The 21,469-nt window shown below is 67.5% G+C and carries 17 protein-coding genes; 10 read left to right on the top strand and 7 right to left on the bottom strand.

Annotated features, from left to right (window positions below; all coding sequences use genetic code 11):
* Positions 1 to 63: 63 nt before the first annotated feature.
* A protein-coding gene (prfB, locus tag BLQ49_RS08480; RefSeq protein WP_100794053.1) for a peptide chain release factor 2 occupies positions 64 to 1,192 on the top strand; the annotation gives its coding sequence in 2 pieces (ribosomal slippage) (positions 64 to 132 and positions 134 to 1,192; 1,128 coding nt in all).
* A gap of 186 nt (positions 1,193 to 1,378) precedes the next feature.
* Here the strand turns inward: prfB and ggt are convergent.
* From ggt to BLQ49_RS08450, 6 genes are all read right to left on the bottom strand, one after another.
* Complete coding sequence (gene ggt, locus BLQ49_RS08475) at positions 1,379 to 2,980, bottom strand: gamma-glutamyltransferase (RefSeq protein ID WP_091714962.1); 1,602 nt, start codon at positions 2,978 to 2,980, stop codon at positions 1,379 to 1,381.
* Between the two features lie 194 nt (positions 2,981 to 3,174).
* Positions 3,175 to 4,098, bottom strand: a complete 924-nt coding sequence (locus tag BLQ49_RS08470; RefSeq protein ID WP_091714961.1) for an ABC transporter ATP-binding protein — start codon at positions 4,096 to 4,098, stop codon at positions 3,175 to 3,177.
* The gene (locus BLQ49_RS08465) at positions 4,095 to 5,111 is read right to left on the bottom strand and encodes an ABC transporter ATP-binding protein (protein WP_091714959.1); all 1,017 of its coding nucleotides are present in this window, start codon (positions 5,109 to 5,111) and stop codon (positions 4,095 to 4,097) included. The genes BLQ49_RS08470 and BLQ49_RS08465 overlap by 4 nt, the downstream gene beginning before the upstream one ends.
* A complete protein-coding gene (locus BLQ49_RS08460; RefSeq protein WP_091714957.1) occupies positions 5,108 to 6,022 on the bottom strand; it encodes an ABC transporter permease in 915 nt (304 codons plus the stop codon). The genes BLQ49_RS08465 and BLQ49_RS08460 overlap by 4 nt, the downstream gene beginning before the upstream one ends.
* A 354-nt stretch (positions 6,023 to 6,376) precedes the next feature.
* Positions 6,377 to 7,321, bottom strand: coding sequence for an ABC transporter permease (locus tag BLQ49_RS08455; RefSeq protein ID WP_091714955.1), 945 nt, complete (start codon positions 7,319 to 7,321; stop codon positions 6,377 to 6,379).
* Positions 7,321 to 8,808 carry an ABC transporter substrate-binding protein gene (locus BLQ49_RS08450; protein ID WP_091715150.1) on the bottom strand — a complete coding sequence of 496 codons (1,488 nt, stop codon included), beginning with the start codon at positions 8,806 to 8,808 and terminating at the stop codon, positions 7,321 to 7,323. Before BLQ49_RS08450 ends, BLQ49_RS08455 begins: the two co-directional genes overlap by 1 nt.
* Positions 8,809 to 9,163: 355 nt before the next feature.
* On the opposite strand from BLQ49_RS08450, the gene BLQ49_RS08445 reads away from it, so the two are divergent.
* From BLQ49_RS08445 to tcuC, 8 genes are all read left to right on the top strand, one after another.
* Positions 9,164 to 9,736, top strand: a complete 573-nt coding sequence (locus BLQ49_RS08445) for a PilZ domain-containing protein (protein ID WP_244507506.1) — start codon at positions 9,164 to 9,166, stop codon at positions 9,734 to 9,736.
* 84 nt (positions 9,737 to 9,820) lie between these two features.
* On the top strand, positions 9,821 to 10,420 hold the full coding sequence (locus tag BLQ49_RS08440; protein WP_091714953.1) for a HupE/UreJ family protein: 600 nt from the start codon (positions 9,821 to 9,823) through the stop codon (positions 10,418 to 10,420).
* 56 nt (positions 10,421 to 10,476) lie between these two features.
* A complete protein-coding gene (locus BLQ49_RS08435) occupies positions 10,477 to 10,794 on the top strand; it encodes a winged helix-turn-helix domain-containing protein (RefSeq protein WP_342028161.1) in 318 nt (105 codons plus the stop codon).
* A gap of 125 nt (positions 10,795 to 10,919) precedes the next feature.
* Positions 10,920 to 11,609 carry a metal ABC transporter permease gene (locus BLQ49_RS08430; RefSeq protein WP_091714951.1) on the top strand — a complete coding sequence of 230 codons (690 nt, stop codon included), beginning with the start codon at positions 10,920 to 10,922 and terminating at the stop codon, positions 11,607 to 11,609.
* A gap of 405 nt (positions 11,610 to 12,014) precedes the next feature.
* Positions 12,015 to 13,655: a porin gene (locus tag BLQ49_RS08425; RefSeq protein ID WP_091714950.1), complete on the top strand. Its 1,641-nt coding sequence runs from the start codon at positions 12,015 to 12,017 to the stop codon at positions 13,653 to 13,655.
* A 772-nt stretch (positions 13,656 to 14,427) separates the two neighbouring features.
* Positions 14,428 to 16,053, top strand: a complete 1,626-nt coding sequence (locus tag BLQ49_RS08420) for a porin (protein ID WP_091714948.1) — start codon at positions 14,428 to 14,430, stop codon at positions 16,051 to 16,053.
* Between the two features lie 391 nt (positions 16,054 to 16,444).
* Positions 16,445 to 17,827, top strand: coding sequence for a 2-hydroxycarboxylate transporter family protein (locus tag BLQ49_RS08415; protein WP_091714946.1), 1,383 nt, complete (start codon positions 16,445 to 16,447; stop codon positions 17,825 to 17,827).
* 24 nt (positions 17,828 to 17,851) lie between these two features.
* On the top strand, positions 17,852 to 19,159 hold the full coding sequence (tcuC, locus tag BLQ49_RS08410; RefSeq protein ID WP_091714944.1) for an MFS transporter: 1,308 nt from the start codon (positions 17,852 to 17,854) through the stop codon (positions 19,157 to 19,159).
* A 7-nt stretch (positions 19,160 to 19,166) separates the two neighbouring features.
* Here tcuC and BLQ49_RS08405 read toward each other — a convergent pair whose 3' ends face one another.
* The gene (locus BLQ49_RS08405) at positions 19,167 to 19,820 is read right to left on the bottom strand and encodes a GntR family transcriptional regulator (protein WP_091714943.1); all 654 of its coding nucleotides are present in this window, start codon (positions 19,818 to 19,820) and stop codon (positions 19,167 to 19,169) included.
* A 114-nt stretch (positions 19,821 to 19,934) separates the two neighbouring features.
* Between BLQ49_RS08405 and tcuA the strand changes: the two genes are divergently transcribed.
* The gene (tcuA, locus tag BLQ49_RS08400; protein ID WP_091714941.1) at positions 19,935 to 21,425 is read left to right on the top strand and encodes an FAD-dependent tricarballylate dehydrogenase TcuA; all 1,491 of its coding nucleotides are present in this window, start codon (positions 19,935 to 19,937) and stop codon (positions 21,423 to 21,425) included.
* The last annotated feature ends 44 nt before the right edge of the window (positions 21,426 to 21,469 follow it).

Genomic DNA, 21,469 nt, shown 5'->3' with positions numbered 1-21,469 from the left:
CGGGGGGTATCACCCCGGCCCGACACCGAACCCTTTTCCCGCACCCCATTCCCGAAAAACCAGATGCGCGCCGAGATCGAGCAAGCCTCGGATGCCGCCAAGCAGTCTATAGGGCTGCTGAGGAGGCATCTTTGACTGGGACACAGTCGATAAACGCCTCGCGGAGCTGAACGCGGCTTCCGAGAACCCCGACCTCTGGAACGATGCCGAGGCCGCACAGAAGGTCATGCGCGAGCGCCAGCAGCTCGACGAGGCCGTCACGGCGATCAAGAAGCTGGAGCGCGACCTTGAGGACGGCGCCACGCTGATCGAACTCGGCGAGATGGAGGGCGACGAATCCTCGATCCGCGAGGGCGAGGCCGCGATCCTGGCCGTCGAGAAGGAGGCCGCGAGCCGGCAGGTCGAGACCCTGCTGTCCGGCGAGGCCGACGGGTTCGACACCTATCTCGAAGTCCATGCCGGGGCCGGCGGCACCGAGAGCCAGGACTGGGCCAACATGCTCCAGCGCATGTATGCCCGCTGGGCCGAGCGCCGGAAATACAAGGTCGAGGTCGTCGAGATGACCGACGGCGAAGAGGCCGGGATCAAGGGCGCCACGCTCCTGATCAAGGGCCACAACGCCTATGGTTGGCTCAAGACCGAGTCCGGCGTTCACCGTCTGGTGCGGATCTCGCCCTACGATTCCAGCGCCCGGCGGCACACCAGCTTCGCCAGCGTCTGGGTCTACCCGGTGATCGACGACCGGATCGAGATCGAGATCAAGGAATCCGACTGCCGGATCGACACGTATCGCTCGTCTGGCGCCGGCGGCCAGCACGTCAACACCACCGACTCGGCGGTGCGCATCACCCACAACCCCACCGGGATCGTGGTGGCGTGCCAGCAGGAGCGCTCGCAGCACAAGAACCGGGCGACCGCCTGGAACATGCTGCGCGCGCGGCTCTACGAGGCCGAGCTGAAGAAGCGCGAGGAGAAGGCCAACGCCGAGGCCGCTTCCAAGACGGATATCGGCTGGGGCCACCAGATCCGGTCCTACGTGCTCCAGCCGTACCAGCTGGTGAAGGATCTGCGCACCGGCACGCAGTCCACCGATCCCGACGAGGTGCTCGACGGCGACCTCGACCCGTTCATGGAAGCCTCGTTGGCCCAGCGGGTCTACGGCGGCGGCGAGGCGGTCGAGGATATCGACTGAGCCGGCGGCGGGGCTGCCCGCCGTCATCACGAGCGCAGCGAAGTGACCCAGGGTAGCGCGCCGTCGATCGGCGTAGCGCTATCCAGATTGCTTCGCTCCGCTCGGAAAGACGGTGGTGCTGACGAAAGCCCACCGTTGCGGGAACCAGAGTATGAGGGCGGGCAGGGCCCAGCCCTCATCCGCCTCTCAATACCCCAGCGCCGCCCCATCCTTGCGCGGGTCCGAGCCGGCCGCCAGCGTGCCGGCCTTGCGGTCGATCCAGATGACCTGCCCGCCGCCGAGCGGCAGGGGCGCGCGGATCGCCGGGTGGCCGCGCTCGATCAGCCCCGCCATCACGGCGTCGGAAATCCCGCCCTCGACCTCCAGGGTCCCGCCATAGGCGAAGCTGCGCGGGGCATCGAGGGCCGCCTGCACGTCGAGCCCCCGGTCGAGGAGACCGGAGAGCAGCTCGACATGGCCCATGGCCTGGTAATGGCCGCCCATCACGCCGAACGGCGCCACCGCCTGCCCGTCCTTCATCAGCATGCCGGGGATGATCGTGTGCATCGGCCGCTTGCCCGGCCCGACGCTGTTCGGATGGCCGCCCTCCGTGCGGAACGACAGGCCGCGGTTGTGCAGCAGCACGCCGCTCTCGGGCGCCAGGATGCCGGAGCCAAAGCCCTGGAAGATCGAGTTGATCAGCGACAGCGCGTTGCCATCCCGGTCGACCACGCAGAGATAGACCGTGTCCTTGTGGGCGCGGCCCTCGGCAATCTCCTGTGCAATCTCGGGATAGATCTGCGGCTCGCGGGCGCGGCCCATGTCGATCGCCCCGTGGGCGGCGGCCTTCCAGGCGTCGGAGAGCAGGTGCTCGATCGGCACGTTGGCGAGGGCCGCGTCGCCGAACAGAACGTCCCGGTGGTGGTAGCCCTGCTTGCACACCTCGGCGAAGAGATGGAGCCGGTCGAGCTCCGAGAGGGCACCAACGTCATAATGCGAGAGCACGTTGAGCATCATCAGCGCGGCCAGACCCTGGCCGGCGGGCGGGCACTCGTAGACGTCGTATCCGCGGTAGCGGGTCGAGACCGGCGTGACGATGTCGGGCCGGGCGGCGGCGAAATCATCCAAGGTGTGCAAACCGCCAAGGGCGTTCAGCCGGCTTACCATGTCCTCAGCGATGGGGCCCTCGTAGAAGGCGCGCGCGCCCGCCTCGGCGATCGCCCGGAGCGTCGCCGCCAACTTCGGCAGGCGGACGATGCTGCCGATCGTCGGCACCTGTCCGCCGGGCAGATAGGTCTCGGCAGCGTGGGAGTCGGCGGCGACGCGCTCGGCGCCGCGCAGCCAGTCCCAGCCCACCCGCTGCTGGACGACAAACCCGTCCTCCGCATAGCGGATCGCCGGCTGGAGCAGCTCGCCGAGGGACCGGGTGCCGTGCTCGCGCACCAGCAGGTCCCAAGCCGCCACGGCACCAGGCACTGTCACGGCGTGCGGCGAGGTCGGAGTGATCGTAACGTTATGCTCGGCGTACCACTCGGGCGTCGCGGCGGCCGGAGCCCGGCCCGACCCGTCGAGGGCGATGGGCTTGGTCGCGCCCGCGGGGGCGTAGAGCGCGAAGCAGTCGCCGCCGATCCCGGTCATCAGCGGATCGACCACGCATTGCACCGCCACCGCCGCGATGCCGGCATCGACGGCGTTACCGCCGGAGCGCAGCACCTCGATGGCGGCCAGCGTCGAGAGCGGGTGCGAAGTCGCGACGGCGGCGTTGGCGGCGTAGACCGGGGAGCGGCCGGGGGCGGAGAAGTCTCTCACGGGATGTCCTGCTGTACGGAGTGGTTTAGCGGCGGCCTGATCCAAAACGCGTCCTCATCCTGAGGTGCCGGAGCGCAGCGGAGGCCTCGAAGGAGCCCACCAGGGATCGCGCGGCCGGCTGGAGTCCTCCTTCGAGGCTCGCTGCGCTCGCGCCTCAGGATGAGGTAGAGAAAGGGAGAGGCCGTGTAAGGCCGTCACGCGTGCTGCCCTGTCGGCAGCGCCACCCAATGCCCCGGCGCCACCTCGGTGAGCGGCCCGTCCGGCGGCTCATTGTGGCCGGCGAGATCCCGGGCGGCGAGGCGGGCCCGCTCCTCGGCCGGGTGTGGCACCGGCACGGCCGCAAGCAGGCGGCGGGTGTAGGGATGGCGCGGATCCTCGTAGAGGGCATCCGCCTCGGCCAACTCGACGATGCGTCCGCGCCAGAGCACCGCCACTCGGTGGCAGAGGTAGCGCACCATCCGCAGGTCGTGGGAGATGAACAGGTAGGACAGGCCCATCTCGTCCTGCAGGTCCTGGAGCAGGTTCACCACCTGGGCCTGGATCGAGACGTCGAGCGCCGCGATCGGCTCGTCGGCGACGATGAAACTGGGTTTCAGGGCGATCGCCCGGGCGATGCAGATGCGCTGCCGCTGGCCGCCCGAGAATTGGTGCGGGTAGCGGCCCATGAAGCGCGGATCGAGCCCGACCCGCTCGAACATGGCCGCGACGGCCTCCCGCCGCTCCGGGCCGCGCATGTCACGCCGATGCAGCTTGAACGCCTCCGCGACGTAGTCGCCCGCGCTCATCCGCGGGTTGAGGGCCGCGTAGGGATCCTGGAACACGGTCTGGATCCGCGCCCGCATCTTACGCATGGCGCCCGCCGAGAGCTTGGCGAGGTCGGTGCCCTCGAACGCGATCGTGCCCGAGGTCGGCGGGTTGAGCATGGTCACGGCGCGGCCGATGGTCGACTTGCCGGAGCCGGATTCGCCCACGAGGCCCAGGGTCTCGCCGGGGCGGATGTCGAAGCTCACGCCCTCGACGGCGCGGAACACCGACGCCTTGCCGCCCCACCACGAGCGCAGGGGATAGTGCTTGGACAGGTCGCGCACCGAGACGATCGGATAATCCTGCACGCTCATCGTGCGGCCTCCGCGGCCAGAAGTTTTGGCAAGTCGTACCAGGCGGCGACGAGGTGGCCGGGGGCGGCCCCCGGGGCTTGGGCCAGGGGCGGCATCTCGGCCCGGCAGCGGGGCGTCGCGAAGGCGTTGCGCGGCGCAAACGGATCGCCCGGCGGCGGGTGGCGCATATCCGGTGGGGCGCCCTCGATCTGGTGAAGGCGGCGGCGCCCGGCGCGACCGCCGGAGAGGTCCGGCAGGGAGCGCAGCAGCCCGAGCGTGTAAGCGTTGCGCGGATCCGAAAAGATGTCGTCGACCGGGCCGCGCTCCAGGATCCGGCCGGCATACATCACCTGCACGGTGTCGCTGATGCCGGCCACCACGCCGAGATCGTGGGTGATCCAGATGATCGCCATGCCGAGTTCGCGCTTCAACTCCTGCACCAGGGCGACGATCTCGGCCTGCACCGTCACGTCGAGGGCCGTGGTCGCCTCGTCGGCGATCAGCAGCTTCGGGCGGCAGCTCAACCCGATGGCGATCATCACCCGCTGGCGCTGGCCGCCGGAGAATTCGTGCGGGTACTGGTCGAGGCGCGCGGCGGCGTTCGGAATGCGGACGAGGTCGAGCAGTTCTCTCGCCCGGGCGCGGGCCGCGCGGGCGTCGAGGCCGAGATGGATGCGCAGGGGCTCGATGATCTGCGCCGCCACACTCATGCCGGGGTTGAGCGAGCTCATCGGGTCCTGGAACACGAAGCCGATCGCACCGCCGCGGATCTTTCGGAGTTCGCGCTCCTTCAGGGCGAGCAGGTCGCGGCCCTCGAACAGCACCTGGCCGCCGGTGATGCGGCCGGGCGGGCGCGGGATCAGGCCCAGCATGGCGAGCACATGCACGCTCTTGCCGGAGCCCGACTCGCCGACGATCCCCAGCGTCTCGCCCTCGTGCAGGGTGTAGGAGACGCTGTTGACCGCGTGGACCGCGCCGCCGTCGGTGTCGAACGCGACAGCGAGGTCGCGCACGTCGAGGAGGGGCTTGGTCATGTGCGCTGCCTCGGGTCGAGGGCGTCCCGCAGGCCGTCGCCGAACAGGTTGAAGGCGAGCACGGCCAGGAAGATCGACAGGCCCGGCCAGATCGCCATCCAGGGGGCCTGGTCCATGAAGTTCTTGGCGGTGTTGAGCATCGCGCCCCAAGACGGCTCGGGCGGCTGCTGGCCGAGGCCGAGGAACGACAGGCTCGCCTCCGCGATGATCGCGGCCGCGATGGTGAGCGTCGCCTGGACGAGGATCGCCGGGACGATGTTGGGCAGGATGTGGACCCGGGCGATCCGCCAGGGCGGGTTGCCCATGGCGCGGGCCGCCTCAACGAACTCCTCCGCCGCCACGGCGCGGACCTGCGCTCGGGTCAACCGGATGAAGGTCGAGGTCGCCGAGAGGCCGATGGCGATCATCGCGTTGACGAGGCTCGGGCCGAGGAAGGCGGCGAGCGCGATCGCCAGGATCAGGAAGGGGATCGCCAGCAACGCGTCGGTGAGCCGGGAGATCGCCCCGTCGATCCAGCCGCCCGCGTAGCCGGCGAGCAAGCCCAACGGCAGGCCGAGGGAGACGGCGAGCGCCACCGAGACCAGGCCGGCGCCGAGCGAGGCCCGGGCACCGAAGATGATGCGTGAAAGCACATCGCGCCCGACCTCGTCGCCGCCGAACGGGTGCGCGAGGCTTGGGTGCCCGCGGACGTTGGCCCAATCGGTGGCGGTGGGATCGTAGGGCGCGATCCAGGGGGCGAAGACAGCCATCAGGATCAGCAGGCCGACGATGACGAGGCCCGCCACCGCGCTCTTGCGCGCTCGCAGGCGCCGCCAGAAGGCGGTGAAGGTGCCGGGTCCCTGGATGAGGGGCGGGGTTCCAGCGGGGGCGGCGAGGCCGGTGGCTTCGGCGATGGGGGTGCCGGTGCTCATCGGAGCCTCACAGGGTTGGCAGCGACGACGGCACCGCGCGCTCTCCCTCCCCGGCAGAGGCTACCGGATTCACACATCGTGCGCTCCAACGTGGCCGCAGGATCAAGCGCGGGTCCCCTCTCCCGTGCGGGAGAGGGACAGGGTGAGGGATGCGAACTTTCAGAACGAGGCGCGCCCTGTCGGCGCGTTGATGACGCGCCCTATCCTGCGCCTTCTCGTCCCTCACCCCAACCCTCTCCCGCTCGGGAGAGGGGGCCTGTCGTGCTCTGCCACCAGCGTCGATGTCCGCTGGAGACATGTGCATTTGGTAGCCCACAGAGGGGGGAGGGAGGACGTCGCGCTTGAAGAATTCCCTCATGCCCGCCTCAGCTTCGGGTTCACGACCGCCGAGAGCAAGTCTGCGGCGAGGTTCAGGGCGATGTAGGTGGCGGCCGTGCAGATCACGACGCCCTGCACGGTGGCGAAGTCCCGGTTGAACACGGCATCGACCATCAGCTTGCCGAAGCCCGGCACCGAAAACACCTGCTCGGTGAGCACGGCCCCCGACAGGAGCTGCCCAAATTCCAGCGCCCCCAGGGTGATGATCGGGATCGCGGCGTTGGGCAGGGCGTGGCGCAGGGTCACCCGCAGCGGCGAGACGCCCTTGGCGCGGGCCGTGCGGACATAGTCGGAGCCGAGCACGCCCAGCATCGCCGCGCGGGTGTGGCGCATCATCACCGCCGCGATGGCGTTTCCGAGCACGAAGGCCGGCATCACCATGGCGGCGAGGTTTTCCGACAGGCTCTCGAACGGCGAGACGTAGCCCGAGGCCGGCAGCCAGCCGAGTTCCACCGAGAAGAGCAGGATCAGCAGGATGCCGAGCCAGAAATTCGGCACCGACAGGCCCCAGAGGGCCACCCCGTTGGCGATCGTGTCGGCGGCCTGGCCGCGCTTGACCGCCGAGAGCACGCCCATCGGCACGCCGATGGCGAGTGCCACCAGCATGGCGAGGCAGGCGAGTTCGAGCGTTACCGGCAGCTTCTCGACGATCAGTTCGGAGACCGGCTTCTGCAGCCGGATCGACTCGCCGAGATCGCCCCGCAGCACCCCGCCCGCCCAATAGGCGTAGCGCACCGGCAGCGGCTCATCGAGGTGGTACTTCTCGCGGATGAAGGCGATCACCTGCGGGTCGCGCTCCTCGCCGGTGAGCGCGGTGGCGACGTCGCCCGGCAGCAATTGCTGCAGGGCGAAGATGATCATCGAGGCGAGGATCAGCGTCGGGACCGCCAGGGCGAGGCGTCGCGCCAGGAACCGCAGCATCAGTTGAGCTTCAGCCCGGTGAAGCGCACGAGCCCGTCCGGATAGGGCACGAAGCCGGTGATCTTCTGGCTGTATGCCCAGAGCAGCTTGCGGTGCAGGATGTAGATGCCCGGCCGGTCCTTGAGCACCTGATCGGCGAGCGCCTTCCAAGCGGCCTTACGCTTGGCCGGATCGACGGTGCCGCGCTCGGCCTGAAGCGCCGCGTCGGCCTCGGGGTTGCAGTATTTCGGATAGTTCAGCGCCGCCTTGCAGTAGAGGAAGCTGAACGTGTTGCCATCCGGGTCCGAGCGGCCGCTCCAGGAATAGAGCTGTGCTTCGTAATTGCCCTTGTCGGCGGCATCGAGTGCCGTTGTGAAGTCCACGGCCTGGATCTTCACGTCGAACCCGGCCTCCTTGGTCATCGCCTGGATTACCTGACCGACCTGCGGCGACTCGCTGTTGGCGTAGACGGTGAGCGTGATCTGCGGGTTCGGTTTGCCGGCCTCGGCCAGCAGGGCCTTGGCCTTGGCCACGTCCCGCTTCGGGATCGGGTACTCCGCCACGTAGTTCGGGTTCTTTGGGTTGACCCATTGGTTCCCGGCCAGGAACTCGCCGTTGTAGACGACCTGATTGATGGCGTTGCGGTCGATGGCGGCCTCGAAGGCGGCACGCACCTTCGGATCGGAGACCGGCGAGTCGGCCTTGTGGGGGTTGAACAGGATTTCCTGGAAGCCGAGCTCATAGGTCGAGTCGAGCTTCAGCTTGGCGTCGCGCTTCACCTGCGCCACGTCGGTGGGGGCGAGGCGCTCCAGCAGGTCGAGTTGCCCGGCCCGCAGGTTGGTGAGCCGCACGGTGGCGTCGGGGATCGGCCGGAACTCGATGCGCTGGATGTGGATCGCGTCCTTGTTCCAGTAGTCGGGGAAGCGCTCGACCACGATCCGGTCCTGCGGCACGCGCTCGACGAACTTGTACGGCCCGGCGCAAACGGGCGCCGACGCGAACTTGTCGCCCAGCCGCTCGGCCGCCTTAGGCGAGACCATCATGCCGGCCCGGTCGGTGAACTGCGCGAGCAGCGGCGCGAACGGCTGCTTCAGGTTGATGCGGAAGGTGAGGTCGTCGACCACGTCCACGGAGTCGATCGGCGCGATCTCAGAGCGGCGCTGCGAGCCCGGCATCTTCATATGGCGCTCGATCGAGAACTTCGCCGCCGCGGCGTCGAGCTTCTCGCCGTCGTGGAACAGCACGCCCGGGCGCAGGTGCATGGTCAGCGCCTTCTCGTCGGGCGACAGCTCCCAGGAGGTGGCGAGCTGCGGCACTGGCTTCAGGTCGGGCCCGATATCGACCAGCTTGTCGCAAAGGGCGGCGAACACCATCCGGCTCGCGAAGGTGCGGGCCAGCGTCGGGTCGAGGGCGTCCGGATCCTCCATCATGCCGTAGCGCAGGGTTTGCGCGCTGGCGGGCCCGGCAAGGGCCATCCCGGCGAGGAGGCAGGCGGCGAGACGCAACATGAAATCGGTCCGGACTCTGGCGCGGGTGGCGGGATGCGATCGGCCGGAGCCGATCCAGAGGCGGCGCAGAGTGTCGCGCACCCCCTTGGCATGCACAATCCCAAGGCAGCATCCATGCCAGGCGGTCAAGCTGCATCTTATATTCAAACAGTTTTGGTGGCGGCAGCGGCGTATCAAGAGCCACCAAACGCACTCTTCAGGTAAAGAAAAAATCCAGATATCTTTATCTATTTCGCCGTATATATGCGTGAGTGCGTAAGCAAATAGCGCTGAGGATAAGCTAATTTTTAGCAAAAGCCTCAATTTATCGGCAGGCGATTTCAGCGCATAACGTCGCCATGTCACACATGTGTCGATGAAGGACATGCATGGCCCGCGGCATCGCATCATCCTGCCTGCCCTATGCTGGACCGCACGCCGTAGGGATTTCTACGCGATCACCACGGACATCTCGGCCGAGGGGGTCCGCTTTCGCTCGTCGTCGCTCCTGATCCCGGGCGAGGATCTCACCTGTAGCATCCGCCATATCGGCCTCTTGCACGCGCGGATCGACCGTGCGGTGGGCCAGGAATTCGTCGTCTCCGTCCGGGGCGACGGGCCGGCGCTCGCCAGCTTGGCGCGCCACTTCATGGCGCTGTCCCGCGCTCAGGATTTATCCGTGGAGCCGATCAGGGTCGATCGCCGTATCGTCCCGAAGCAGAAGGTCGTCACGGTGACGCTGGAGGATGGGCATGCCGTTTCGGGGCACGTGCTCAATATCTCGGCGTCTGGCGTGGCACTGCTCATCGACCGGACGCTGGAGCTTGGCGCGACGATCCAGGTCGGCCGGAAGTTGGCTCGCGTGGTGCGTCATTTCACCCATGGGTTAGGAGCTGCCTTCGTGGAATCCTTCGAACCGGGCGACGTCCACGACGCCATGACCTTATAGGACGGGCCCATAAGACATGGTCCGGGGCCTCGCAGCGGCCGCGGATGGGCGCTACATCTCCTGAGGTCAGCGAAGGACCCCCTTATGAAGCGCCATGTCTCCGCATCTCTTGCCGCTGCCCTCCCGGCCGCGTTCGCGCTGCTGCCGCAGGCGGCACTCGCGCATCCGGGCCACGGTGCCGCCACCGGTATGGGGGCTGGGTTCCTGCATCCGCTGCTGGGCACCGATCACGTGCTGGCAATGGTCGCGGTCGGCCTGCTCGCCGCACTCCGAGGTGGCCGGGCCCTCTGGGCGCTACCCTTGTCCTTCCTGGTGCTGATGAGCGCGGGGGCAGGGCTCGGCATGGCCAGCATCGCGCTGCCCTATGCCGAGACTGGGATCGCGCTCTCGATCGTGGTCTTCGGCCTCGCCGCCATGGTCGGCCTGCGGGCGCCGGTGGCGCTGCTCGCCGCCCTGGTTGGGGTCTTCGCGGTGTTTCACGGCTACGCGCACGGGGCCGAGATGCCCGAGACCGCCTCGGGCCTCTCGTTCGGCTTCGGCTTCCTGGCGGCGACCGCGCTCCTCCACGCGGCCGGGATCGGCCTTGGAATCGCGGGTGCCCGTCTGGGCACCACGCGGGCCGCGCCGGCTCTCGGGGCCAGCGTCGCCATGGCGGGTCTCGCCCTTCTGGTGCTGCCCGCCTGAGCGCCGCAGCCGATCATGCCTCGGCGCGCGTGCCGGTCGAGGGGCCGGCGCCGCGGTTGAGCAACCGCATCGATCTGGGGCCCGGGCATCGGCTCGGTCCCGGCAAAGTACGGCTTTTGGAGATGATCGCCGAGCACGGTTCGAGTGCGGGCGCTGGCCGCGCGCTGGGCATGTCGTATCGACGGGCTTGGATGCTGATCAAGGCGATGAACACCGGGTTCGGGCGACCGGTGGTCGAGGCGCAGAGCGGCGGGCGGGCCGGAGGCGGGACGCGCCTTTCAAATTTTGGCGCCGACGTCGTGGTCCGGTACCGGGCCGTCGAGGCGGCTGCCGCACCATACTTGAGCCAGATGGTACGGGACCAGGACCTGTAACCGAGCTGGGCGTGGGCGCGATATCCGCGTGTGTGTGCCACAGGCCCCCCGGGGCTGATTGAACCGCACGCTGCCACACGTCACGCCGGTCGCAACGATTCCGGCGGCAAGGAAGAGGTCCCCACATGGTAAAGTCCACAACGCTCGCCGTGATAAGTCTTCTGGTCATCACCACGGGCGCGCAGGCGGCCTCGAAGGTGGAGCGCCTGCGGGGTACGATCGCGGCGGTTGAGCATGGCGGCTTCACGCTGAAGACCCTGGATGGCAAGACCGAAACCGTGACGCTGCCGCCCGACACCAAAGTGGCGTGGGTCGTCCCGGCCTCGCTCGACCAGATCAAGGACGGCGTTTTCATCGGAACCGCCACCAAGGGTGAGCCCCCGGTGGCGCTCGAGGTGGTCCTCTTTCCCGAGGCGATGCGCGGCACCGGCGAGGGGCATTACGATTGGGACATGATCCCGGATCGCACGACCGGCGGCGCGCGGGTTAAGAGCGCGATGACCAACGGCACCGTGACGGCCGACACCCGCTCGACCGCGCCCGACGCACCCCGGGTGAAGAGCGCGATGACCAACGGCACCGTGACGGCGAGCGGCGGAGGAGCCCAGCGGACGCTGACGGTGGATTACGGCCAGGGCCAATCCATTCAGGTCCTAGTGCCGCCGCAGGCTCCCATCGTCAGCTTTGCGCCGGCCGATGCTGCGGCCCTCACGCCCGGCGCCAAGGCGTTCGTGGTCGTCGCTCGTGAGGACGACGGCCGCCTCACGGCCCGTCGGGTCGCCGTCGGCAAGGATGGCCTCACCCCGCCCATGTAAGCCGGCAATGAAATGCCGCCATCACGGACAAGGCCGTCAGCAATAGCAGCTGGATCGTGATCCCGGCACGAATCGTCCGGCGCGTGAATACCCGCGCCGGGCTATTCGGATTCGAAGACGCTTTGGAAAGCCGCGCGAAACCGACCTTCGGCCGCTGGTTAATGACCAATGCGCCCCGAGATTGTTGCCAGCGGGCAACATCCTGTCGGAACCTCGGCAATAAACGAGAATCCTCGTTGCCGCCCGAAACCCGTTCGCACATGGTGAGGGTGCACGGGGGCATCGCCAAGCGAGAGCCCGCAAGAGCCTGCCGCTCAAGACGCAGGCCAAGTCTACAAATGTGCGGCGAGATCCGGTTAACCGGACAAGTCCGCACGATTGGGTCTCGAAGCTTTGGAGATATCGATGAAGCTCTTGAAGGGCTCGCTGCTCGGGTCGGCTGCTGCATTCGCGGCGGTGGGCGCTGCGCACGCCGCCGACCTGCCGGTCAAGAAGGCCGTGCCGATCGAATACGTCCGTGTCTGCACTGCGTATGGTGCCGGCTTCTTCTACATCCCCGGTACCGACACCTGCCTGCGCATCTCGGGCCGCGCCCGGTTCGAGGGTGGATACCAGACCAGCTACTCGCGTCAGGCCGGTCCGAACGTGGGTGACACCTCCGGTTACCAGGGCCGGATGCGCATCAACCTCGATGCCCGCACCCAGACCGCCTACGGCACGCTCCGCGCCTTCGTGCGTCTCGATGCCGGTGCCCGCACGGGTTACTCCGGCGTCGGCACCTCCGGCACCCAGCAGCGCATCGGCCAGGCCTATGCCGGCATCGGCACCGACAGCTTCGGCCGCGACCAGCAGTACATGAACGTCGACAAGGCGTTCATCCAGTTCGCTGGCCTGACCGCTGGTCGCGCCTCCTCGTTCTTCGACTTCTACGCCCACGACTTCGAGTTCGCCGGTGCCACCGCGGGTTCGGACGTGTTCTCGACGAACCTGCTGGCCTACACCGCCACGATCGGCAACGGCCTCTCGGCCACGATCTCGATCGAAGACCCGGTCTTCCGCCGCACCCCGATCTTCTCGCCGTTCAACATCTCGGCCACCGTCAGCACCGGCAGCGTGTCGAACTTCGGCGTGACCAACCAGCCGACCCCGATCTTCGTCGGCCCGGGTCGCTACGCCAACGTCGACAGCATCGAGCGCTCGCGCCTGCCCGACTTCGTCGGCGTCGTGCGCCTCGACCAGGCCTGGGGCTCGGCCCAGCTCTCGGCCGCCACCCATGAGCTGAACATCGGCAACCTCTCGACCGCCGCCAGCACCGGCGCCGGTCCGGTCCTCGTCCCCGCCCACACCAGCACGGTGCAGGGCTGGGCGGTGCAGGGCGGCCTGAAGATCAACACGCCGTTCGTCGCCCCCGGCGACGCCCTCTACCTGCAGGGTGCCTACGGCGACGGCGCGCAGCTCTACACCGGCTACTCGTCCTACACCGGCTCGTACACGCAGAGCACCACAACCATCCAGGGCCAGAAGTTCGCCCAGTACTTCTCGGACGCGACCGTCAACCCGTTCACCGGCCAGCTGCAGACCTCGCAGAGCTTCACCGTTGTGGCGTCGTATCTGCACTACTGGACGCCTGAGTGGCGCTCGGCCTTCTTCGGCTCCTACGGCGAGCAGGGTTTCTGGGCGGGTGCGCGCTTCGCGCAGGGCGCGCTCTACAGCCTCGTGAGCGGTCTGGCGGGCAGCAACCCGTTCGGCTCGAACGCGGTCGGCACGCCGGGCACCCGGTTCTTCAACCTGAGCCAGGCCCTGCGGGACACCTACCAGTTCGTGGCGGGCGGCAGCATCATCTGGTCGCCGGTCAAGGACCTCGATATCGGCGTGGAGGCCTTCTACACGCAGATCGGCCTGAAGAACGGCCGGGCGATCGACCTCGACAAGAGCCCGACCGCCTACGCCAACATCGCCGGCATCAACAACGGAACCTTCGCGGTCCGCACGGCGACGCAGGACTCGGTCTCGCAGGTTCGCTTCCGCGTCCAGCGCGACTTCTAATCCCGGGCGCCGGGGCTTCGGCTCCGGCGGTCCTTCTTATGCGCCATACAGATCAAGGCTCGGCTTCGGCCGGGCCTTTTTCGTTGTGCGGCCGATCGCGATCCGGCAGCCCCGTTCCCTGACGCGTCGCCCCACCCCCCGCCGCCTCGCCAAGCCGGGTCCGCACGGGCGGGTCGCACGCCAGCGCCCTTCACCCGCTCCGCGTGGCCATGCTGTCCGGCCAGAATCCGCGCCCGACGCGCCGACACGGCCCTTGAAGCGGCGATGCGGTTCGAACGCGAATCGCGCGTCGTCGAAACCGGGCCGGCCTCAGTCAGCAAGATCTGCTTCGCCTCATCGCAGCCGTTCAATGGCCGGCGCCCGATGGCGGCTGCGCTATTGCGCAGCTCGGCGCGTGACGGCGCGGCTCTGCGCATAACAACGAAATATCTTGAGCTTCATGATTGTCTCATGTCGCGCGCATCGGCGCATCAGTACATTGTGATCAGTAAATTCTGCACTTCTATTGCTATATAAAATCATCAAAAGAAGCATAATGTGCTGTATCATGTTGTTGCCGTTGCGCAACAACGTAAGAATAGACTTTGTAAGGCGTTGATTCCACATTGCGATCAAAGATGTGTTTGCACAATGTGCCTGCGCAACGGTGCATCTCGACATCGGGATCCCGAAAGTTCGTCTTTCAAGGGCGGATTGCGCACATAATAAGCTCCCAGCGCAGAAATATACTGTGCGGGTGGCGATATCGGGTCTCGAATCTTTGGAGATAACTATGAAGCTCTTGAAGGGCTCGCTGCTCGGGTCCGCTGCCGCGTTCGCGGCGGTGGGCGCCGCGCACGCCGCCGATCTACCAATCAAGAAGGCGGCGCCGATCGAGTACGTCCGCGTCTGCACTGCGTATGGTGCCGGCTTCTTCTACATCCCCGGTACCGACACCTGCCTGCGTATCTCGGGCCGCGCCCGGTTCGAGGGCGGGTACATGACCAGCTTCTCGCGCGGGTCCGGCAACGGCGACACGTCGGGCTACCAAGGCCGGATGCGCATCAACCTCGATGCCCGCACCCAGACCGCCTACGGCACGCTCCGCGCCTTCGTGCGCCTCGATGCCGGCGCCCGCACGGGTTACTCCGGCGTCGGCCAGTCCGGCACGCAGCAGCGCATCGGCCAGGCCTATCCGGGCCTGGGCAATGACAGCTTCGGTCGCGATTCCCAGTTCATGAACGTCGATAAGGCGTTCATCCAGTTCGCGGGCCTGACCGCCGGTCGCGCGTCCTCGTTCTTCGACTTCTACGCCCACGACTTCGAGTTCGCCGGCGCCTCCGCGGGCTCGGACGTCGCCTCCACCAACCTCCTGGCCTACACCGCCACGGTCGGTAACGGTCTGTCGGCGACGATCTCGGTCGAAGACCCGATCTACCGCCGCACCCCGATCTTCTCGCCCTACAGCGTCAGCGTGACGCCGAACGTCGGCGGCGTGGCGGTTCTGGCGGTTACCAACCAGCCGACGCCGGTGTTCATCACCTACAACACCCGGGGGCTCCCGACCGGCTACGGCTACGTCGACACGATCCAGCGTACGCGCCTGCCCGACTTCGTGGGTGCCATCCGCCTCGACCAGGCCTGGGGTTCCGCCCAGCTCTCCGCCGCGACCCACGAACTCAACGTCGGCAACGAGAGCCAGGCGTCGGGTCAGCCGATCCGGCCGATCGCGCATACCCGGAACACTCAGGGTTGGGCCGTTCAGGGCGGCCTGAAGGTCAACGCGCCGTTCATCGCGCCGGGCGACGCCCTGTACCTGCAGGGTGCCTATGGCGAGGGTGCGCAGCTTTACACCGGTTACTCCGCGTTCACCGGTTCGTACACGCAGACCACCGCCACCATTCAGGGCCAGAAGTTCAACCAGTTCTTCGCCGATGCGACGGTCAACCCGTTCACCGGCCAGCTGCAGACCTCACAGAGCTTCACGGTGGTCGGGTCCTACCTGCACTACTGGACCCCGGAATGGCGTTCGGCCGTGTTCTCGAGCTACGGCGAGCAAAGCTTCTCGCAGAACGCCCGTGCGGCCCAGGGTGTGGCTTCGTCCCTGGCCAATATCGGCGGCTCCCTGGCGGTCGGCGCCCCTGGAACCCGGTTCTACAACCTCAGCGAAGCGCTGCGGAATACCTACGAAATCGTCGCCGGCGCGAGCCTGATCTGGTCGCCGGTCAAGGATCTCGATATCGGCGTGGAAGGCTATTACACGCAGATCGGCGTCAAGAACGGTCGGGTGATCGACAAGGACAAGAACCCAACGGCTTACAGCCACGTTGCCGGTATCAACGCCGGAACGTACGTGCCGCGGACGGTGACCCAGGATTCGGTTTCCTCGGTCCGCCTGCGCGTCCAGCGCGACTTCTGATCCGAGATGTTGGCGCCGGGATTTCGATCCCGGCGTCAGCCCCGTGCAGACTGACTTCCAAGGCTCGGCTTCAGGCCGGGCCTTTTTTGTGTGGGCGCTCGCCAAACGATGCGCCGGAAATCGCGTCCCGACCGCCCCGAGTTGTCGGGCAGGCGGACGGCCATATGGGACGCGGCACACGTTCCACCGGGATTTCCCATCCCCACCCGCGGGACAGCGCGCGCGCTTTGTCCCCTACAGCGCGTTGCCGCCCCGGACTGGCGCTGATACGCCGAATGTCACTTTATCTCCATCCTCTGTCTGAAGGTCGACGGAGAGCGGCCGGTGTTTTGACTGCGGGAGCGCGGCAAAGCCTGAAGCGGTCGGTGGTGAAGATATCCGGGGGGACGCCATGACTAGCAGCGCCACGACAAGCCCCATCGCGTCACCGGCCGAGACCCGGAAGGCCGAAAGAGGCACCAACCCGGTCTGGCGCGATCGCTGGTGGCGTCTCGTCGATACCAAAATCGGCATCATACCGCTGCCGGTCTACGTCGTGTTGGCGGCGCTGATCGCGATCCTGGTCCAAGAGGGCGAGATCAAGCCCGACGGGCCGACCATGATCGCCGTGCTGGTGATGGGCGGCTTCACCTGCGCGGAGATCGGCAAGCGGATCCCGATCCTCCGGAACATCGGCGCAGGCGCGATCTTCGCGACCTTCATCCCCTCGGCACTGGTCTACTATGCCCTGGTGCCGACGCAGATGGTGAAGGCGATCACGGATTTCACCAAGTTCACCAACTTCCTCTACATCTACATCGCCACGATCATCGTCGGCTCGATCCTCGGCATGGATCGCGAGGTCCTGATCAAGGGCTTCCTCAAGATCTTCGCCCCGCTGGCGACGGGCTCGGTGGTGGCGGCCCTGGTCGGCACGCTGGTCGGCACGCTCCTCGGCCTCGGCCCGTACAAGACCTTCTTCTTCATTGTCGTGCCGATCATGGCCGGCGGCGTCGGCGAAGGCGCAATCCCGCTCTCGATCGGATACGCGGCGATCCTGGGCCAGCAGCAGGGCGTGATCTTCGCCCAGGTGTTGCCGCCGGTGATGCTGGGCTCGCTCACCGCGATCATCCTCTCGGGCACGCTGAACACGGTGGGCAAGCGCTTTCCTCACCTCACCGGCGAGGGCCGCCTGCAGCCCGATTCGGAGGGCATTGCGTCGAGCGACGCGCAAGCCAAGGTCGAGGCCGCGAAGGGCCAGATCGACCCCGCCACGATCGGGGCGGCGGGGCTCACGGCGATCACCCTCTATCTCCTCGGCGTCATGGCCCACCACCTCGTCGGCCTGCCTGCGCCCGTGGCGATGCTGTTCCTGGCGGTCTTCGCCAAGCTCGCCAGCGCGGTGTCGCCCCATCTCCAGGCAGGCGGCTTCGTGGTCTACAAATTCGTGCAGGTCTCGATGACCTACCCGCTGCTCTTCGCCATCGGCGTCGCGCTGACGCCCTGGCACGAGCTGATGGCTGCCTTCACCCTGGTGAACCTGATCACCATCGTGTCGACCGTGGTGACGCTGATGGTGACGGGCTTCTTCGTCGGGCGCTGGCTCGGCATGTATCCGATCGAGACCGCCATCGTGAACGCCTGTCACAGCGGCCAGGGCGGCACCGGCGACGTGGCGATCCTCACGGCGGCCGACCGCATGGCGCTGATGCCCTTCGCCCAGATCGCGACCCGGATCGGCGGCGCACTGACCGTGACCGGGACGATCGTGGCCATGAAGTGGATCGGGGCGTGAAGACGACACATGAGAGAGCGTGCCATGGCCGGTGATCCGGGTGCCGTCGAGGCGAATCTCAAATCCAGGATCGGTGCGATCCTCCGCGCGACCAGCGGCAACTTCCTGGAGATGTTCGACTTCTTCCTGTTCGGGTTCTACGCCTCCTATATCGCGCGGGCGTTCTTCCCCTCGGGCAACGAGACCACCGAGCTGCTGTTGACCTTCGGCACGTTCTGGCTCGGCGCCCTGATGCGGCCGCTGGGGGCGATCGTGCTGGGCGCCTATATCGACCGGATCGGGCGTCGGCAGGGGCTGATCGTCACCCTGGCGATCATGGCGAGCGGCACGGTGCTGATCGCCTTCTGCCCGAGCTACGCGACGATCGGTGTCGCGGCTCCGCTGATCGTGCTGGTCGGCCGGCTGCTGCAGGGGTTCTCGGCGGGCGTCGAGATCGGCGGCGTCTCGATCTACCTGTTCGAGATTGCGACCCCGCGGCGGCGCGGCTTCTACACCTCGTTCCAGTCCGCGAGTCAGCAGGTGGCCATCCTGTTCGCCGCTCTGATCGGCTACGGTCTGAACGCCGTCCTGACCAAGCAGCAGCTCGGCGATTTCGGCTGGCGGATCCCGTTCTTCATCGGCTGCCTGATCGTGCCGTTCATCTTCTTCATCCGGCGCTCGCTGCAGGAGACGCAGGCGTTTGCCAAGCGCACCCACCACCCCGGCACCCGCGAGATCTTGGCGACCGTCGCGGCCAACTGGCGGATCGTGCTGCTGGGCATGATGCTGACCACGATGACGACGGTGACCTTCTACATGATCACCGTCTACACCCCGACCTTCGGGAAATCGGTCCTCAAGCTCACCGAGACCGACAGCCTGATCGTGACGATGTGTGTGGCGATCACCAACTTCATCTGGCTGCCCGTGGGTGGCGCCCTGTCGGATGCGGTGGGGCGCAAGCCGGTGCTGCTGACGATCTCGACCCTGTCGCTGCTCACGACCTATCCGGCCCTGCACTGGCTGGTCGCCGACCCGACCTTCGGCAAGATGCTCGCCGTGGAGCTGTGGTTCTCATTCTTCTTCGGGGTCTATAACGGTGCGATGGTGGTCTCGCTGTCCGAGGTCGTGCCGGCCCATGTGCGGGCGAGCGGATTCTCGCTGGCCTACAGCCTCGCCACCGCCCTGTTCGGCACCGCCACGCCGATGGTCTCGACCTTCCTGTACGAGAAGACCGGCGACCGGGCCTCGCCGAGCTACTGGCTGATGGCGGCGGCGGCCTGCGGCATCGTCGCGACGCTCGCCCTGTTCCGGGGCAATCGGGGGGCCCAGGGCGTACCTGCCCACGCCTGAGGGCCGCTCAGCTCTCCTGCCAGATCCGGATCCGGGCCTTGAAGGCGGCCCGGATATGCGCGCGGGCGGCGGCCTCGGCGCCGTCCCCGTCATGTGCGCGGATCGCCGCCACGATGGCGGCGTGCTCGGCCAGCGACTCGGCTGCACGGTCCGGGGCGGCGAGGGTGGTGGCGCCCGGCAGCAGCACCAGCGACAGCCGCATCGTCTCCAGCGTGCCTTGGAGGAAACGGTTGCGCGCCGCCCCGTGGATCTGCCGGTGGAACAGTCGGTTGGTGCGGGCGAGCGCCGGCGCATCCCCGAGCAGTGCTCGATCCCGGGCGACCATCTCCTCCAGGATCTCGGTCTCGACCGCGCTCGCATGGATTGCGGCCAGCCGCGCGGCCGTCCCCTCCAGCACCTCGCGCAGATCGTAGAGCTCACTGACCTGCCCGTAATCGAGCTGCGCCACGCTGGCGCCCCGGTGCGGCTCGTGGGCGACAAGGCCCTGCGCCTCCAGGCGTCCCAGCGCCTCGCGGACCGGTGTCCGGCTGATCTGGAAGCGCTCGGCGAGTTCCGCCTCGCGCAGCCGGCTTCCGGGGGCGAGCTCGCCCTCCTCGATCGCCCGCAGCAGCCGTTCGTAGGCGCCGGCACTGCTGGAGCGCTCAGACTCGCTCGCCTTCATCCCGTCTCTCCTCGGCTTGGCCATAGCGCGAAACCCAGTCGTCCGGAACGCTTGCGACGGATTGCATGCAGGCGTATACAATCTTGGTGATTTGGTAGCGAAACGGAGGCGGCGATGCAGGCTCAAGGCGAGGCGCGGTGGGATGTCGTGGTAATCGGGTCCGGCAACGCCGCCATGAGCGCCGGCCTCGCCGCCCTGGAGCGCGGAGCCTCGGTTCTGATGATCGAGAAGGCCGGGAAGGACTTGGCCGGCGGCAACACCGCCTACACCGCTGGCGCCATGCGCTTCGTCTACGAGGGCAACGACGATCTGATCCCGCTGCTCATCGATCCGGAGGATCCGCGCCTGCCGAGGACGGATTTCGGCGCCTACACGGCTCAGAAGTTCGAGGAGGATCTGCTCGGCTTCAACGACGGCCGTCCGCTGTCGCGCGAGCAGCGTATCCTGATCGACGAGAGCGGCGCGGCGCTCCGGTGGCTGTCCACGCAGGGCGTGAAGTTCGAGCCGATCTATTCCCGCCAATCCTTCGAGAAGGACGGGCGCTTCGTGTTCTGGGGTGGCCTGACGCTGGCCACCCACGACGAGGGGTTCGGCCTCGCCCGGGCAGAGCTTGAGGCCTTCACCAGCGCTGGCGGAGAGATCCGCTACGGCTGCCCGGCCACCGGGCTGATCGTCGAGGACGGGCGGGTTGTCGGCGTGGAGACGCCGCAGGGAGGCCTCCGCGCGAAGGCCGTGGTTCTGGCCTGCGGCGGCTTCGAGTCGAACGCGGCTTTGCGGACGCGCTTCATCGGCGAGGGCTGGGACAAGGCCCGGGTCCGCGGCACGCCGCACAACCAGGGCGATGGGCTGCAGATGGCGCTGGCTCTGGGCGCGAAGGCGCACGGCTTCTACGGCGGCTGCCACGCGACGCCGATGGACCTGCACACCCCCGATTACGGCAACCTCGACCTGCCGCATGGCGAGCGAAAGCACTACCGAAAGATCTGTTATTTCCTGGGTGTGATGCTCAACGCGAACGGCGTCCGGTTCGTCGATGAGGGTAAGAATTTCCGCAACTACACCTATGCGCAGTTCGGCCGCGCGATCATGGAGCAGCCCGGCCACGTCGCGTGGCAGATCTTCGACGCCAAGGTCGATCACCTACTCTACAGCGAGTACCGGTTCCACGACGCCCATTTCGTCGAGGCCGATACGCTGGACGGGCTCCTCGACAAGCTCGACGGCCTCGACCGGGCGGCCGCGAAGCGGACCATCGCCGCGTTCAATGCTGCCGTGGACGAATCGGTGCCCTTCGACCCGACCGTGAAGGATGGGCGTGGCACCAAGGGGCTTACCCTGCCGAAATCGAACTGGGCGCAGGCGATCGAGACCGGGCCGTTCAAGGCCTATCCTGTCACGGGCGGGATCACCTTCACGTATGGCGGCGTGGAGGTCGGCGATGACGGCGCCGTGAAGCGTGAGGACGGCAGCGCGATCCCCGGCCTCTATGCCTGCGGCGAGATGGTGGGCGGGGTGTTCTACAACGGCTATCCGGGCGGCTCGGGTCTGACCTCCGGCGTCGTTTTCGGCCGGCGCGCGGGTTACGGCGCGGCGGCGTCGCGTTAGACGGATAGGAGGCGCGTGGCCCCTGTCCGGCAGGCCTGCGCGGG

The sequence above is a fragment of the Methylobacterium phyllostachyos genome (assembly GCF_900103445.1).
In the GTDB taxonomy this organism is placed as follows: domain Bacteria; phylum Pseudomonadota; class Alphaproteobacteria; order Rhizobiales; family Beijerinckiaceae; genus Methylobacterium; species Methylobacterium phyllostachyos.
This window is presented reverse-complemented; position numbering and strand designations above follow the sequence as displayed.

What these genes read in the sequence shown, in the direction of transcription:
- BLQ49_RS08470 (WP_091714961.1), bottom strand. Translation starts at nt 4,098, where the DNA reads ATGAGCGTGCAGGATTATCCGATCGTCTCGGTGCGCGACCTGTCCAAG.
- BLQ49_RS08465 (WP_091714959.1), bottom strand. Translation starts at nt 5,111, where the DNA reads ATGACCAAGCCCCTCCTCGACGTGCGCGACCTCGCTGTCGCGTTCGAC.
- BLQ49_RS08460 (WP_091714957.1), bottom strand. Translation starts at nt 6,022, where the DNA reads ATGAGCACCGGCACCCCCATCGCCGAAGCCACCGGCCTCGCCGCCCCC.
- BLQ49_RS08455 (WP_091714955.1), bottom strand. Translation starts at nt 7,321, where the DNA reads ATGCTGCGGTTCCTGGCGCGACGCCTCGCCCTGGCGGTCCCGACGCTG.
- BLQ49_RS08450 (WP_091715150.1), bottom strand. Translation starts at nt 8,808, where the DNA reads ATGTTGCGTCTCGCCGCCTGCCTCCTCGCCGGGATGGCCCTTGCCGGG.
- BLQ49_RS08445 (WP_244507506.1), top strand. Translation starts at nt 9,164, where the DNA reads ATGAAGGACATGCATGGCCCGCGGCATCGCATCATCCTGCCTGCCCTA.
- BLQ49_RS08440 (WP_091714953.1), top strand. Translation starts at nt 9,821, where the DNA reads ATGAAGCGCCATGTCTCCGCATCTCTTGCCGCTGCCCTCCCGGCCGCG.
- BLQ49_RS08430 (WP_091714951.1), top strand. Translation starts at nt 10,920, where the DNA reads ATGGTAAAGTCCACAACGCTCGCCGTGATAAGTCTTCTGGTCATCACC.
- BLQ49_RS08425 (WP_091714950.1), top strand. Translation starts at nt 12,015, where the DNA reads ATGAAGCTCTTGAAGGGCTCGCTGCTCGGGTCGGCTGCTGCATTCGCG.
- BLQ49_RS08420 (WP_091714948.1), top strand. Translation starts at nt 14,428, where the DNA reads ATGAAGCTCTTGAAGGGCTCGCTGCTCGGGTCCGCTGCCGCGTTCGCG.
- BLQ49_RS08415 (WP_091714946.1), top strand. Translation starts at nt 16,445, where the DNA reads ATGACTAGCAGCGCCACGACAAGCCCCATCGCGTCACCGGCCGAGACC.
- tcuC (WP_091714944.1), top strand. Translation starts at nt 17,852, where the DNA reads ATGGCCGGTGATCCGGGTGCCGTCGAGGCGAATCTCAAATCCAGGATC.
- BLQ49_RS08405 (WP_091714943.1), bottom strand. Translation starts at nt 19,820, where the DNA reads ATGAAGGCGAGCGAGTCTGAGCGCTCCAGCAGTGCCGGCGCCTACGAA.
- tcuA (WP_091714941.1), top strand. Translation starts at nt 19,935, where the DNA reads ATGCAGGCTCAAGGCGAGGCGCGGTGGGATGTCGTGGTAATCGGGTCC.